The 14,182-nt window shown below is 46.9% G+C and carries 18 protein-coding genes; all 18 read right to left on the bottom strand.

What is annotated here, in order from left to right; genetic code table 11:
- Positions 1-48 precede the first annotated feature (48 nt).
- Positions 49-906 (bottom strand): bifunctional methylenetetrahydrofolate dehydrogenase/methenyltetrahydrofolate cyclohydrolase FolD, encoded by an 858-nt coding sequence (gene folD, locus PPM_RS15795; RefSeq protein ID WP_013371775.1) that lies wholly within the window; start codon positions 904-906, stop codon positions 49-51.
- 37 nt (positions 907-943) lie between these two features.
- Positions 944-1,393 (bottom strand): transcription antitermination factor NusB, encoded by a 450-nt coding sequence (gene nusB / locus PPM_RS15800; RefSeq protein WP_014599994.1) that lies wholly within the window; start codon positions 1,391-1,393, stop codon positions 944-946.
- 136 nt (positions 1,394-1,529) lie between these two features.
- Entirely contained in the window at positions 1,530-1,763 is a 234-nt protein-coding gene (locus PPM_RS15805) for a DUF2273 domain-containing protein (RefSeq protein ID WP_013371777.1), read from the bottom strand.
- Between the two features lie 15 nt (positions 1,764-1,778).
- A complete protein-coding gene (amaP, locus tag PPM_RS15810; RefSeq protein ID WP_013371778.1) occupies positions 1,779-2,318 on the bottom strand; it encodes an alkaline shock response membrane anchor protein AmaP in 540 nt (179 codons plus the stop codon).
- A gap of 73 nt (positions 2,319-2,391) precedes the next feature.
- Entirely contained in the window at positions 2,392-2,805 is a 414-nt protein-coding gene (locus PPM_RS15815; RefSeq protein ID WP_013310820.1) for an Asp23/Gls24 family envelope stress response protein, read from the bottom strand.
- Between the two features lie 125 nt (positions 2,806-2,930).
- Positions 2,931-4,274 carry an acetyl-CoA carboxylase biotin carboxylase subunit gene (accC, locus tag PPM_RS15820; RefSeq protein ID WP_013371779.1) on the bottom strand — a complete coding sequence of 448 codons (1,344 nt, stop codon included), beginning with the start codon at positions 4,272-4,274 and terminating at the stop codon, positions 2,931-2,933.
- A gap of 61 nt (positions 4,275-4,335) precedes the next feature.
- Entirely contained in the window at positions 4,336-4,827 is a 492-nt protein-coding gene (gene accB, locus PPM_RS15825) for an acetyl-CoA carboxylase biotin carboxyl carrier protein (protein ID WP_013371780.1), read from the bottom strand.
- Positions 4,828-4,965: 138 nt separating this feature from the next.
- The gene (locus tag PPM_RS15830; RefSeq protein WP_013371781.1) at positions 4,966-5,787 is read right to left on the bottom strand and encodes a SpoIIIAH-like family protein; all 822 of its coding nucleotides are present in this window, start codon (positions 5,785-5,787) and stop codon (positions 4,966-4,968) included.
- A gap of 62 nt (positions 5,788-5,849) precedes the next feature.
- Positions 5,850-6,491, bottom strand: a complete 642-nt coding sequence (gene spoIIIAG, locus PPM_RS15835; RefSeq protein ID WP_013371782.1) for a stage III sporulation protein AG — start codon at positions 6,489-6,491, stop codon at positions 5,850-5,852.
- Positions 6,492-6,507: 16 nt separating this feature from the next.
- Positions 6,508-7,275 carry a stage III sporulation protein AF gene (locus tag PPM_RS15840; protein WP_013371783.1) on the bottom strand — a complete coding sequence of 256 codons (768 nt, stop codon included), beginning with the start codon at positions 7,273-7,275 and terminating at the stop codon, positions 6,508-6,510.
- Positions 7,276-7,313: 38 nt separating this feature from the next.
- Positions 7,314-8,504 (bottom strand): stage III sporulation protein AE, encoded by a 1,191-nt coding sequence (spoIIIAE, locus tag PPM_RS15845; protein WP_013371784.1) that lies wholly within the window; start codon positions 8,502-8,504, stop codon positions 7,314-7,316.
- Positions 8,505-8,516: 12 nt separating this feature from the next.
- Entirely contained in the window at positions 8,517-8,906 is a 390-nt protein-coding gene (gene spoIIIAD / locus PPM_RS15850) for a stage III sporulation protein AD (protein ID WP_013371785.1), read from the bottom strand.
- A gap of 8 nt (positions 8,907-8,914) precedes the next feature.
- A complete protein-coding gene (spoIIIAC, locus tag PPM_RS15855) occupies positions 8,915-9,118 on the bottom strand; it encodes a stage III sporulation protein AC (RefSeq protein WP_010345636.1) in 204 nt (67 codons plus the stop codon).
- Between the two features lie 12 nt (positions 9,119-9,130).
- Complete coding sequence (spoIIIAB, locus tag PPM_RS15860; protein WP_013371786.1) at positions 9,131-9,649, bottom strand: stage III sporulation protein SpoIIIAB; 519 nt, start codon at positions 9,647-9,649, stop codon at positions 9,131-9,133.
- A complete protein-coding gene (spoIIIAA, locus tag PPM_RS15865) occupies positions 9,642-10,637 on the bottom strand; it encodes a stage III sporulation protein AA (RefSeq protein ID WP_013371787.1) in 996 nt (331 codons plus the stop codon). The genes spoIIIAB and spoIIIAA overlap by 8 nt, the downstream gene beginning before the upstream one ends.
- 384 nt (positions 10,638-11,021) lie before the next feature.
- Positions 11,022-12,275: an aspartate kinase gene (locus tag PPM_RS15870; RefSeq protein ID WP_013371788.1), complete on the bottom strand. Its 1,254-nt coding sequence runs from the start codon at positions 12,273-12,275 to the stop codon at positions 11,022-11,024.
- A gap of 195 nt (positions 12,276-12,470) precedes the next feature.
- Entirely contained in the window at positions 12,471-13,028 is a 558-nt protein-coding gene (gene efp, locus PPM_RS15875) for an elongation factor P (protein ID WP_013371789.1), read from the bottom strand.
- Positions 13,029-13,061: 33 nt separating this feature from the next.
- On the bottom strand, positions 13,062-14,135 hold the full coding sequence (locus PPM_RS15880) for a M24 family metallopeptidase (protein ID WP_040103444.1): 1,074 nt from the start codon (positions 14,133-14,135) through the stop codon (positions 13,062-13,064).
- Positions 14,136-14,182 lie beyond the last annotated feature (47 nt).

The raw sequence follows: 14,182 nt of genomic DNA on the forward strand, positions 1-14,182 counted from the left end.
GTCCTTTATAGAATAAATACGTTGTTGTTCAGCCACAGGTAGCTGCCTTTATGCCAAACCGTACGACCGCTTGGCCGCTACGAGCGTATTTTGCATCAGCATTGTAATCGTCATTGGGCCTACTCCGCCGGGAACAGGCGTAATCGGACCGGACACTTGCTTTACGCTCTCAAAATCAACGTCACCCGCCAGCTTTCCGTTCTCCAGACGATTCATTCCCACATCGATAACTACTGCACCTGGTTTTACGAACGAAGCATCAATAAAATTGGCTTTACCGATGGCAACGACCAAAATATCCGCTTGTCTGCTGAGCTCGGCCATATTCGCTGTACGAGAGTGACACATCGTAACCGTAGCATTTTCACGCTGCAGCAATAAAGAGACTGGCTTGCCCACGATATTACTGCGACCAATAACAACTGCATGTTTACCAGCTATCTCTACTCCAGCACGCTTGATTAACTCAATGACTCCAGCGGGAGTACAAGGCAGTAGGCTATCATCGCCGATGACCAGGTTTCCTACGTTTACCGGATGAAATCCGTCAACATCTTTCTCCACTGCAATCGCGTCAATGACAGCTTTTTCCTGAATATGCTTTGGCAATGGCAGTTGCACCAATATCCCATGGATATTACTTTGATGATTCAGCTTATCCACCAGTTTCAGTAATGCTTCTTGCGAAGTATCTGCCGCCAGTCGATGAACCTCAGAGTAATAGCCGAGATCATGACACGCCTTTTCCTTATTTTTAACATACACCTGAGAAGCAGGATCTTCGCCTACCAGTACAACAGCCAGTCCGGGTTGAAAGCTGTGTTCTTTCAAACGAATGACCTCTTGCTGAATGCTTGCCCGGATATCCTGAGAGATTTGTTTACCATCAATGATCGGTGCTGACATGTTTAACCACTCCCCAACCTGATTCAGTAGTCTCTAATTAAAAACGTGCTTTCAATTGCTCCAGCTCTTGTATAACTCGTCCCAGCACACCATTAACAAATTTACCCGATTCCTCGGTACCAAAGTGCTTCGACAATTCAATGGCTTCATTGACTGCGACCTTGGCTGGAACATCCTCGCGGAAAATCATTTCATATACCGCAAGCCTCAAAATTTGACGATCCACACGTGAAAGTCGGCTGATCTGCCAGCCTTTCAGGTAATCCGCCAACAGCCCGTCAATAGCTTCCTTGTGCTCCCATGTGCCACGCACATGCTCCAAAACATATGCTCTTAACATTTCCGCGTTTTTAATCACAACTTCGGCTTCGTTTTCCTCAGCCGCTTCCTGAAGCAGCATGTCTACAGCTGCCGCCGCATCCACTTCATTCATTTCCATATGGTACATACTCTGTACCGCTAATTCCCTCGCCAGACGTCTTTTCATGCCCTGCCTCCTACGCTTGCCTATATCTATTTTTCATTCTAACCAATTTCCACAAAAAAACCTGTGAACGCATCCTCCAAAACCGTTGGGCGCAAATAAGCTACAGCTGTATTTTGGAGAACACGTATCACAGGGTTCATTTAAAAGGACGCCAACGTTGCGACAACCATTCGCTCCATTCTTTCCAAGGGAGGAATGAACCAAGCGCTGAATCGCTACGTCTTCCTAGCGTATATCCGATGAACACCATCAATGCAAAGAACAACATATTCCAAAAGCCTGCCCACAAATAAATAAAACCGAAAAAAATACCGGCCGTGATCCCCATGATCCGGCCCTTGTAACTTCCCCATATTTCTTTCCAGGGCATCAGGGAAAATCACCTCTATTCCACACGACTCTTAAAGCTTGGTGACTGAGAAACATTAGCGATGTACACCGACACATTGGATACTGGAATTCCTGTAATTTCTTCCACATGGTCGTGTACCCCCTTTTGTACCTCGGAGGTTAACACCGGAATGGAGCTTTCCCCGTCAACAATCGCCCGAATCGTAATATCAAGTCCCGATTCCAACACACGAACGCGTGCTTTCAGATCCTGCATCCCGCGAAATCGGGAAGCCGCTTTGAGGCACAGGTTTTCGATGGTATCCACCGAAATCTGAATGTCACCATATTCGGTTCGCTGATCAATAGAATGCTGTACGGTTTGGTTCCGTCGAATAGAGATATAAAAAACCCGAAGACTCAATAACAACAGAACTCCTGCAATAATCAAGCTGGTAAACCACACCACTCGCTCATCCTCAATGCTTAAAACATACGGAATGGCCCCGCTCAGGAGGAGGATGGCGAGAATGGAAATAATTCCGATACTTAAGCTGTACAAAAACAGCAGAAGTCTGTCCATAACTTTAGCCACGAAACGCACAGCCTCCTTAAATTAGAGTAAACCCTCGACCCATAAGGGTCGGGGGTTTGTACAAAGTATCGCTCTATTTAACCCGTCCGGCGCCCAGCACTTCCGGCTCTTCTACTTTTTCAGCATTTTTGAATTGAACATCATGAATTTGCACGTTCACTTCTACCACGTTAAGACCTGTCATGTTTTCAATGGAACGCTTAACATTATGCTGAATAGCAGCAGCCACCTCAGGCAGACGGTTACCATACTCAATAATGACGGAGACGTCTACAGCAGCTTCACGCTGTCCGACTTCCACTTTTACACCTTTAGATAAATTTTTGCGGCCTAGCAGTTCGGCAAATCCGCCAGCAAATCCGCCACTCATTCCCGCTACACCTGGTACTTCAACGGTAGCCAGTCCGGCAATGACTTCAATAACTTCCGGGGCAATTTGAATTTCCCCAATTTCTGTACGTTCGAATTCGGTTGGCACTGTGCTCATACCTTCAACACCTTTCGGTCAAAATAAGTTTCATTCCAGCTTTGGATATCAAAGCAGACATGCTCACTTATTATCCATACTATATCATTTGGCGTTCATTATGACAAACTGAGGAAATATACCGATTAAACTTCGTTTTCCTCCAAAAATTTAATATCAAAATCGCCTTCAATAAAGGTCGGATGCTCTAGCAAGCGCTGGTGAAAAGAAATCGTTGTGGGTATGCCCTCAATAGCAAACTCAGCTAAAGCCCGCTTCATTTTGGCAATCGCCTCCTGCCGTGTAGGCGCCCATACAATCAGCTTGGCAATCATAGAGTCATAATAAGGAGGAATGCTATAACCTGGATAAGCAGCGCTGTCTACCCGTACTCCAGGACCGCCTGGAGGCAGATAAAATCCGATTTTACCCGGTGCAGGCATAAAATTACGATCCGGGTCCTCAGCATTAATGCGGCATTCTATTGCCCAGCCATTAATCGTGACTTCTTCCTGAGTAAAGGAAAGCGGATGCCCTTCAGCGACCGAAATCATTTCTTTAATCAGGTCTACACCGGTAATCATTTCTGTTACTGGATGTTCTACCTGAATACGAGTGTTCATTTCCATGAAATAGAATTTATTGTCCGGGCCAAGCAAAAATTCAAGCGTACCTGCACCAGAGTATTGAACGGCCAAAGCTGCACGAACAGCTGCCTGTCCCATTTCTTCACGCACGTCCTGCGAAAGTACTGGACATGGTGCTTCCTCCAACAACTTCTGACGACGACGCTGTACAGAGCAGTCCCGTTCGCCCAAATAGGCAACATTACCATGCTTGTCCGCTATGATCTGTATTTCCACGTGTTTCATACCGGTCAAATATTTTTCCAGATACACACCCGCATTGCCAAAGGCCTTTTGCGCTTCCTGCTGAGCAGTAGTGATTTGTTGAATAAGGTTATCCTCATCTTCGGCGATACGAATACCTTTACCACCACCACCTGCTGTGGCCTTGATAATGACCGGATATCCGATATCACGTGCGATGCTGATTGCATCCTGCACATCCTCAACCAGTCCGTCTGAACCTGGAATAACCGGAACCCCGGCATCCTTCATGGTCTGCTTGGCTACAGCCTTGTCTCCCATTTTGTTAATTGCTTCAGGAGAAGGTCCGATAAACGTAATATTGCACGATTCGCAAATTTCAGCGAAGTCTGCATTTTCCGCCAAAAACCCGTAACCTGGATGAATGGCATCACATTCAGTTAATGTAGCAACACTCATCAGGTTCGTAAAATTAAGGTAGCTGTCCTTAGACAACGTCGGTCCGATACAGTAAGCCTCATCTGCGAGACGCACATGTAACGAATCCTTGTCAGCTTCCGAATAAACGGCAACTGTCGAAATATTCATTTCGCGGCAAGCGCGAATGATACGAACTGCAATTTCTCCACGGTTCGCGATTAATACTTTTTGAAATGTCATGACTTTATCCTCCCTGGGAGCAGTCTTGCCGAACCCTCAAAAAAGGGGACAAACAAGCTTCTTACTCCGGTTTCACAAGGAACAATGGCTGGCCATACTCAACCAACTGTCCGTTTTCGGCCAAAATTTCAACAATTTCGCCCTTCACTTCAGCTTCCAACTCGTTCATCAACTTCATCGCTTCAATAATACATACCGTTGTTTTATCGCCTACTTTACTGCCGATACTCACATACGGTGCCGTATCCGGGGATGAAGAACTATAGAAAGTGCCCACCATCGGAGATACGATTTTATGTAGATTGCTTGCATATTCCTTCGGTTCCCCAGCAGTTGCATGTCCAACATCGGACTGTGCTTGTGGATTCGGAATTGCAGCTTGTGGCGCCACTGTATAAGCAGGTGCTGTTACAGGAGCCTGTACCGTAACGATCTCGCTTTTGCCCGGTTTACGGATCATGAGGCGAGTTCCTTCATTTTCAATTTCAAGCTCATGCACAGACGTTTCATCCACCAGCTTGATCAATTCCTTAATCTCGCTTAATTTAAACATCTCTATTAATCACTCCTTCAGCATTTTGCCGGTTGCTGATAACATTTTTGAAACAGCTTTATGTATTATATCACAATCATTAAAAATAGAAAGAGCCCGGGATTGTGCAGAAATCCGGGCTTTTTCGCGTTTTTTGTCTTATTGTGTAACATACTGGACACTGATCTTGTCCTGCGTAACGTTTAATTCCTTCATGACTTTATCGACAATCGTTACCGCTTGCTTAGCATCCAATTTTTCACTCAGAACCACTACTTTGTATTTATCAGCATCTTCCTCGCGGACGACTGCATTGGCGAATTGCTGCTGTAGCTCTTCTTCGATACCGGTAATTTTGGCCTGTTTATCTTCAAGTACATGTAATTCCTTTTGCGCCTCTGCAGCTTTCTGAGGTGTACTATCATTCATTGCCGTAGTCAGCTCGTCATTTTTCTTTTGATTTTCCACATCCCGCTCCAGCAAATAGTTGTCAATCACAGCTGCCGCTGTTGGTTGGGCTGCTTGTTCGTTTGCTACTTGATCAAGTACCTGCTTGTCGGTTTTGGCGCTAGAAGCTGCTTTGTCATCACTTTTAGCTGTCGTGTCTGTCTTAGCTGTAGTTGTGTTTTGATCGGATGCAGTCGATTCAGTAGCAGGGGCCGCGGCTGTGTCTTTATCACCTTTTGATGGTTCTGTTGCTGGATCAGTTGTAGAAGCTGTGTCCTTTGTGGAAGTCTCTGCCGTTCCGTTAGTTACTTCTCCATTGGTTACCACTTCATTTACTTTCAGCTCGTTCATTTGTTCTTCTGCCTTTGTCGTTGCTTCCTGTGCAGCATCCTGTTTAACCTTGCTCACCTGCTCGCTGTCCGCTACTGGCGGATTCGCCGGACTTGAGTCCTCCGTAAACAAATAATATGCAGACAGTACCACCATTAAACTCAGCATGGACACCAGCCAAACGGTTTGTCTTTTATTATTCATGTTCTGTCCTCCATATTCATAAGTGGTTTGCAATATTAACTTCTTTGTTCTTCAATTCCATATTATCCCTGCTTACGCGGAACGACTGATATTTTGTATGAAGGTACGTTCAGTCCCTTCTGCACAGCATCTACAATGAGTTGCTTCACGGTAGGGTTTTCTGCCCCCATAGCCACCACAAGCACTCCCCTTACCTGTGGTTTTACTTTTTTGGTAACAATCGGAGTGTGCTGACCGCCCGATGATTCATAGGTGACAATCTCACCATCGCGTGTATATTGAGTAGTATGCCTTTGTCCACCATTGGCGTCCGTCTCGTTATTTTCTTCCTGCATGTCCTTCACATTCCGTTGAACGATCACTTCTTCGGTAGAGTCTACCGTAACCATGACATCGACGGTTCCTACGCCAACAATCTGCTCCAGCATCTGTTTCATATTGTCCTCAAAAGCCTTCTCGATTCCTGCAAAGGAACTGTCCTCACCTACCGTTGTTTCTAACGCAGGCTCATTTTTCATTACGCCAGGCGGTTCTCTCCCTACGTTTTCCGGGTCGACTTTTTTCACATTAACGAATGAATTAAAGAGCATGATCGCTACACCGATAAGGCCAAGAATAAGTAGCCAACGAAATGAATTGAACTTTTTCGCTCCGTCTCCCCCTCCACCCATCCATTGCTCCAGCTTTTTCCTCCATTTACCCATTTCGGTTCACCTCCTGTTACCATTCATGTGTTCCATCCTGCGAATTAATCACCTGAACATGTGTGCTGTCGATCCCCCATTTTTCACGTAGAATGCCTGTGATTAAGCCAAAAGCTTTCTGATCCGCAGGTTTGCCATCCTCTGTGGTTTCGTCAGGACTACGATCATCTTCTCGCGTTCCTTCATTATGATTAGAGGTTTTTGACTGTGTCGGCTCTACACGAATATTCACTGTCTTTTCAGCTACAGGCTCCACGATAACCGGCTTGATATCTGTATCCGGCGGGACGTTTGTGTTTTTTTCTTTTTCTGCCTTCTGCTCCGCCAATTTGACCACTACTGACTGAACACCCGTTCCTGCCTCTAGCCCCGATTCTTTCTGCTGAATCTGCGCAAGGGTCACCTGGACCGACTGAATTGCTAACCCAGTGTACTGCTCCAATTGCCCTTTCATTTCCTTAGCTACCTCTTTGCCTGCCCATTGCATGGAGCTTTGTTCCTGCTGTTGCTTTAGCTTGTTGCCTTTGGCTAAGATCTCCTCCAATGTCGGTTCCCTGTTACCTGTCTCTGCCTGGCGTTGCAGATCCAATGCTCGCCCCAGAACCTCTGAGGGACTGCTGCTCAGCAAGCGCACAATCGGAGACAGCAATGTCAGCAAAACAAGCAGGCTGAGTACGAGTTTGACATACCTTTCCATAGATCGGCTCGGTAAGATCATATCGACAAAAGAAGCCAGCAGCACGATTAGCACTAGTTCCTTGAGCCAGCCTCCCAGCCAGGTCACGTCACTCGCCTCCCTCTCGTTGGATTATGTGCATGTATTCACCTCATCATGACCGTCATATTGCCTGCTGCGAGCATGACGGTAATCGCAAGGAAGGACATTAATCCCACTGCCGCCAGTGCCGCAAAAACATAAATCATACTCTTGCCGATGGCATCCAAACATTCCACAATAGGCGTATCTCCCAAAGGCTGCATGATTGCTGCGGTCACTTTATAAATGAGAGCTAGTGTCAGAATCTTGAGAGCAGGAAAAGCGCATAGGAACAAAATAATGATGACTCCCACAAGACCGATGGCATTTTTAACGAGCAGTGATGCCGAAATGACCGTATCAGTTGCATCTGCCAGCGCCTTGCCTACCACTGGAACAAAGCTACCTGTAATATATTTAGCTGTACGGATTGTTAATCCGTCAGTAACCGAAGAGGTTAATCCCTGTACCGAAATGACTCCTAGAAAAATAGTCAGAAGCACTCCCAGCACGGCAACACCAGCGTTCCGCAGTAGGTCAGCTAACTGGGTCAGCTTGTATTTGCCCGTGAGCGAGTTGACCAAGTACAGCACAGCCGAGAAGAAAAGCAGCGGGAAAACAAGCGTATGAATGACTGTTCCGACCGTGTTGATCATAAATACAATCAGCGGGTGGGTCACCGAAACTGTGACAACGTTACCCATCGAGGCCAACATGGTAAACAGCAAGGGCAACATCGCCATCATGAAATGAATCATGCTGTCAATTGCTTCTTTGGCATAACCAATCGCTACACTAAAGCTATTAATCGCCAAAATGATAATGACCATGTACACGATAGCGTAGGCAACTTTGCTGACCTGCTTGCTTTCAAAAGCGCTTTGCAGCGTTTCCAGCACCATACTCATAATGCTGAGCATGACGATGGTGACGAGCAGCTTGGCATTCACCCGGATTTCATGGATGAAAAAATCAGCTATAGCCATCAACACACCTTTTATGGTGAATCCTTCACCACCCGGAAGCAGCATGTCCATGAAAGAAGGCGTTTTCTGGTCAGGGAAAAATCCGCCGTATTGCTTCATGAGTCCGTCCCAATAATGTTCAACATCATCTTTGGGCATTTGCTCCGCCTGTTGTCTGATCCATTCGTTTGTAGGTGTATCTGCGAAGAGGACCGCAGCCGAGGCGCACCAGAGACATAGCAGCAAAATCACAATAACTTTGAGATTCGGCATGCCCCCCAGCCTTTTCATGGCATCACCCCCTCAGGCGGGCATCAGCTTCAGAATGGTATCAATAATAATGCTGATAATCGGGATTGCGAGTACCATGATGAGTACCTTTCCAGTAAGCTCTATCTTGGAAGCAATACCGTCTTGTCCCGCATCCCGTACGATCTGTGCTCCAAATTCAGCAATATAAGCGATACCGATTATTTTTAATACGGTTTTAAAATAAATCATGTCCATGCCTGAAGACCTGGCCAGTCGCTCCAGCACGGCAACCACAGATCCGATCTTGCCAATCAGCAGCAAAAAAATGACGATTCCCGCAGCTGTTGCAATCAAAAAGGCAAACATCGGCTTCTGTTCCTTGATAACTAAGATGAGGACTGTGGCAACGAGGGCGAAGCCCACCACTTGAATAATTTCCATGTGTTCACCTACTGAAAAAGAAAAATAGATTTGATCTCTTGCAGAAGGTTATCCAGCATTCGCACCACCATGAACAGCACTACAACGAAACCGATGACCGTCACCCAATGGGCCATGTCTTCCTTGCCCATTTGCTTTAGTACGGTATGAATCATAGCGATAATAATGCCAATTCCGGCAATCTGGAAAATTGCGTTCACTTCTAAATTCATTCGAGCACCCCGCTAATAGATCAAAATGACGATCAATGCTCCGATCAGCAGTCCCAGGCTTCTGCTCATACGCTCGTATCTCACCTGATCTGCCTGCGCCTGCGCTTCTTCATGGGATAACTGCTGGATGGTCAGCGCAATGTGCTTGATCTGGTCCTCACGGTCGCTGGTTCCAAGGCTGTAAGCAAGCTGACGCATCGCTTCCTTCTCGGCCTGCTTCATAGAGGAACGGCTCCACGAGACTTCAATCGCTTTATGCAAGCTTTCTCTGGCGGTCAGGCCAAACGAGGGGTGCATCCAGCGTGAGGCTTGCTGAAACAGAGAGCGCAGCGGCTCTCGCAAGGGCTCTCCTGTCTTGGCGAAAGCATCTGGTAACGGAGACACCCCGTAAGAAACCTCGGTGGTCAGTCTTTGCAGTGCGAGAATTAACTCTCTGATTTGCCGCGGCCTCATGGCAAATTGCCTTGCCCGCTGCCAGCCTGCCAGTGTGGTGGCTAGTATAACCAAGACAGCTCCCAGCAACTTAAGCATAGGAGATGCCCCCGTTCTGCCCTTCCCCAGGCAGTGTCAGCCTGCGCTGCTTGGCATCTGCCAGGCGAAAAGAGACACCCCGGCTCGTCCGCTCCAGCATGACGTAGAGCTGGAACAGCTCCTGTCCTGTAGCTAATCCAGCAAAGGCAGATCGGCTCGCCATTTCAGCCACATCGCGACCATGTGCGGAAGCAATGACTGCGATGCCTGCGTGAAGTGCTTCACGCACCGCCTCTGCATCTTCTGGCCGCCCGATTTCATCAACAATCAGGACATCCGGTGACATCGAGCGAATCATCATCATCATGCCCTCTGCTTTCGGGCATCCGTCCAATATATCGGTGCGAGGTCCGACATCAAAACCGGGGATGCCCTTGTGACTGCCAGCAATCTCAGAGCGTTCATCTATAATGCCCACCTTAAGTCCATTTCGTCGCCCTCCGTTGCTTTTCATCCCTCCGTAACTCAGTTGCCGAGCCAAGTCCCTAAGCAACGTCGTCTTGCCATGCTGAGGCGGTGACAAGATGAGCGTATGCCGTATCATTCCAGATTTTCGATCCGCTACATAAGGCAATATCCGATCAGCTATGCCAGGAATGGCCCGAGCAATTCGTACATTAAAGCTGCTTATATCTCGCAAATGCTCTACTCGCCCTCGGTTGAGCACGGTTCTCCCTGCCAAGCCAATACGATGACCGCCAGGGATCGTAATAAACCCTTTGCGAAGCTCCTCTTCCATGGTGTACAGGGAATGATTACTGATAAAATCCAGTAATCGGTGGGCATCCTCGCGGTTAGGCTTATAGGCTTCAACAGGATTCAAAGTCAGCCGACCAGCAGTCGTTACAAAATGATGATCACCATTCGCATTAACTTCCAGCGGCCTTCCTTCCCGGATCCGGATTTCTTCCAGTTGCTTAAATACGGTTTCTGGAAGCCTTCCGAGTATACCGTGCAACGGTTCCGGAAATAACTCCAGCCATTCCATACCAGTGCCGCCCCCTCACAGTTGTCCTTTTTCTTTAAGACAAGTCTATGGCTGACTCTCGCTTTTTATGCCGAAAATATATTGAAAATTCAGTCGAACATTTGCTCACTCCTATCCACGCTCAGCGGACCTTTCCCCCGCTCATTCAAGCCCCTTTCCCTGCTTTATATAATAAAAAAAGGCTCCCTCTAAGCCTTGGCGGCTAAGGGATACCCTTAAATAAAAACGCTAGATTTAGAGCAAAAAGAGGCTGCTCCACAGTCTGACTCTCACTGATGGAACAACCTCTTAACCTACTGCTGTATTCTATGATTTATCCATCTATAACTAGGGAGCGTATAATATATTCCCCGTTATAGCGTTTCTCTAAATCATTTGATGTTATTAACGACGGTCTTTAGGTCCGCCCACAAACGCTTGCTCCTCGGTATCCAGATTATAAGCTGTATGCAACGCTTGAATAACCTCATGAAGCTTTCCAGCTTCAATTACACACGATACCTTGATTTCGGATGTGCTTACCATTTTAATGCTAACGCCTTGCTCGGCCAGCACGGCAAACATTTGCGCTGCAACACCCGGGTGGCTAACCATTCCCGCACCTACAATGGATACCTTCACCAGATTTTCCTCAGACGTTACTTCACGGTATGGAAGCTCTCCGCGAATACCTTCCAGTGTCTTAAGTGCAGCTTCACGATCCGTCAGAGCTACTGTAAAGGAGAAATCTGCTTTTCCAGCTTCAACCCCGCTCTGCACAATAATGTCTACATCAATTTTGGCTGCTGCCAGTGTTCCGAAAACTTTTGCCAGTACACCAGGGATATCTGCAACGCCCAAAATACTGATTCTTGCTACATTTTTATCATATGCAATTCCACTGACTACAACGCCTTGCTCCATTACTGCATCCTCCTTTACGACTGTTCCTTCATTATGGTTAAAACTGGACCGCACAATCAACGGTACCCGGTTATGTTTGGCATACTCTACCGCACGGGGATGTAAAACAGCCGCACCTAAATTGGCTAATTCCAGCATCTCATCATAAGAAATTTCTTTTAGCTTACGTGCCACCTTCACAATTCGTGGATCTGTTGAATATATGCCGTCCACATCCGTGTAAATTTCACAGGCATCCGCTTGAATCGCCGCCGCCAGCGCAACGGCCGTCGTATCAGAACCACCACGTCCCAGCGTAGTAATATCTCCATCTGCAGACATCCCCTGGAAACCAGCTACAACAACAATCTTGTTGCTGCTCAGTGCATCCAGCACACGCTGAGGTTGAATATCCGTAATCCGTGCCCGACCAAAGTCAGATTCAGTACGGAAGCCAGCCTGCCATCCTGTAAACGATACCGCTTCATGACCCAGCTGCTGAATAGCCATCGACAACAATGCGATTGAAATTTGCTCGCCTGTCGTCATCAACATATCCAGCTCACGCGCAGGCAACTGCTCATTTAATAATTTAGCCTGGTCAATCAATTCGTCTGTCGTGTCTCCCATTGCGGAAACGACCACTACACATTGATGCCCTTCACTCTGTTTCTCAACGACGCGTTTTGCCACGCGTTTCATGCGCTCCGTGTCACCGACGGAACTGCCTCCGAATTTCATGACATACAAAGACAACGATATTCACTCCCTCAGACTCACAGTATGTAACCTTGAGATGGCACCAAACGATTTGAACGTGACATCCTGCGGCATAACTTTAGTACAGTATAATACGAAAGTGCTGTGTGGAGCCAATGTTTTTTAATATTCCTATATATAAAAATATCCCCCGCCCTTAACAAGGACAGAGGATACCAGAAACTGTAAATTCTATGCGCGAGACATGTATTTGCCGTCACGAGTATCAATTAACAATACGTCATCTTGGTTAATAAACAGAGGAACTTGAACATTCAAGCCTGTTTCCAGTTTGGCATTTTTGGTTGCACCTGTAGCTGTATTCCCTTTAATACCTGGTTCTGTTTCAATTACTTTGAGCTCCACGCTGGTAGGCAGGTTGATACCCAGGATTTCTCCGTTGTAGCTTATGATGTTTACATTCATGTTTTCTTTCAGGAAGTTAAGCTCCCATTTCAGTTGATCGCTGGACAATGTAAATTGATCATATGTTTCGTTGTCCATGAATGTGTGATCGTCTGCACTAGCATACAGATAAGATACACCACGATTTTCGATTTGCGCCCGGCCAATTGTTTCACCCGCACGGAATGTACGTTCAACCGTATTACCGTTACGCAGGTTTTTCAACTTGGAGCGTACGAATGCTGCGCCTTTACCTGGTTTTACGTGTTGAAAATCCAGAACTGTAAAAATATCTCCGTCTACCTCAACGGTCAAACCTGTTTTAAAATCATTAACGTTAATCACTAAAATACCCCTCCTACAGGACTGTTATCGTTATTAAACGACTGTAAATTCTTTGCTCGAATGCGTTAATACTTTGATGCCGCTATCTGTAATAACGATATCATCCTCGATCCGTACACCGCCCAATCCAGGCACATAGATACCTGGTTCGACCGTTACAACCATGCCCGGCTCCAGAATATCATCACTTGCCTTCGACAGACGTGTAGATTCATGCACTTCAAGACCCAGACCATGACCTGTACTGTGTCCGAAATTGTCTCCATAGCCATGGCTCGCAATAATATCCCGGGTCAACGCATCCGCTTCACGGCCTGTCATGCCCGGCTTAATATGTTCGAGTGCATGAAGCTGCGCCTTAAGTACAATATCATAGATCTCGCGCAACTGAGGCGCCAAATCCCCTTGTGTAGCCACTGTACGGGTCAAATCGGAGCAATAGCCATCCAGCAACGCACCAAAATCAAACGTAATCAGCTCACCTGCTTGTACTAACTTTGCACTGGCTACTCCATGAGGCAATGCCGAACGAACTCCGGATGCCACAATCGTGTCAAATGAAGAAGAAGTAGCTCCCTGCTTGCGCATGAAGAATTCCATTTCCAGATCCAGCTCACGCTCGCTGACTCCTGGTTTGATGTAAGGTAAAATGTGTGCAAATGTAGCATCTGCCAAATCCGCTGCCCGTTGCATCACTTCCAGCTCTTCCGCATCCTTGTACACCCGCAGCTTTTCCACAATGCCCGATACCGGAACCAGCTTAATAGGTGACAAATCTTCGCTGTAAGCTTTATGTGTCGCAACAGTTACATCATCCTGCTCAAAGCCTGTTTCGCTAATCTGATGGGAGGACAGCAATTCTTTTACTGTTTCCATGACCTGCGCAGCGTGCTGCACTACCGTAAAGCCTTGGGCTTGTTCGGTCGCTTGTGTCATATAACGAAAGTCAGTCAGCAAATAGCTATGGGATTCTGTAATCAGCACATAACCCGCTGAACCTGTGAAGCCTGTCAAATATCGACGATTGACAGGGCTAGTAATCAGCATAGCCCGCAGATTATGCTCGCCCAGCGCCTGCCGCAACTTTAGCACCCGGTCATTCTTCATCTTCATTCCGCTCCCCTCTGTCAAATAACCAAATGCTATTTTAACAC

The organism is Paenibacillus polymyxa M1 (assembly GCF_000237325.1).
Taxonomy (GTDB): Bacteria; Bacillota; Bacilli; order Paenibacillales; family Paenibacillaceae; genus Paenibacillus; species Paenibacillus polymyxa_C.

Bases quoted from the DNA above. Each gene is read 5' to 3' on its own strand.
- accC (WP_013371779.1), bottom strand. From the start codon at position 4,274: ATGACATTTCAAAAAGTATTAATCGCGAACCGTGGAGAAATTGCAGTT.
- PPM_RS15880 (WP_040103444.1), bottom strand. From the start codon at position 14,135: ATGAAGAATGACCGGGTGCTAAAGTTGCGGCAGGCGCTGGGCGAGCAT.
- folD (WP_013371775.1), bottom strand. From the start codon at position 906: ATGTCAGCACCGATCATTGATGGTAAACAAATCTCTCAGGATATCCGG.
- spoIIIAC (WP_010345636.1), bottom strand. From the start codon at position 9,118: ATGAATTTAGAAGTGAACGCAATTTTCCAGATTGCCGGAATTGGCATT.
- PPM_RS15830 (WP_013371781.1), bottom strand. From the start codon at position 5,787: ATGAATAATAAAAGACAAACCGTTTGGCTGGTGTCCATGCTGAGTTTA.
- spoIIIAE (WP_013371784.1), bottom strand. From the start codon at position 8,504: ATGAAAAGGCTGGGGGGCATGCCGAATCTCAAAGTTATTGTGATTTTG.
- spoIIIAB (WP_013371786.1), bottom strand. From the start codon at position 9,649: ATGCTTAAGTTGCTGGGAGCTGTCTTGGTTATACTAGCCACCACACTG.
- nusB (WP_014599994.1), bottom strand. From the start codon at position 1,393: ATGAAAAGACGTCTGGCGAGGGAATTAGCGGTACAGAGTATGTACCAT.
- spoIIIAG (WP_013371782.1), bottom strand. From the start codon at position 6,491: ATGGGTAAATGGAGGAAAAAGCTGGAGCAATGGATGGGTGGAGGGGGA.
- PPM_RS15805 (WP_013371777.1), bottom strand. From the start codon at position 1,763: ATGCCCTGGAAAGAAATATGGGGAAGTTACAAGGGCCGGATCATGGGG.
- spoIIIAA (WP_013371787.1), bottom strand. From the start codon at position 10,637: ATGGAATGGCTGGAGTTATTTCCGGAACCGTTGCACGGTATACTCGGA.
- PPM_RS15815 (WP_013310820.1), bottom strand. From the start codon at position 2,805: ATGAGCACAGTGCCAACCGAATTCGAACGTACAGAAATTGGGGAAATT.
- accB (WP_013371780.1), bottom strand. From the start codon at position 4,827: ATGTTTAAATTAAGCGAGATTAAGGAATTGATCAAGCTGGTGGATGAA.
- spoIIIAD (WP_013371785.1), bottom strand. From the start codon at position 8,906: ATGGAAATTATTCAAGTGGTGGGCTTCGCCCTCGTTGCCACAGTCCTC.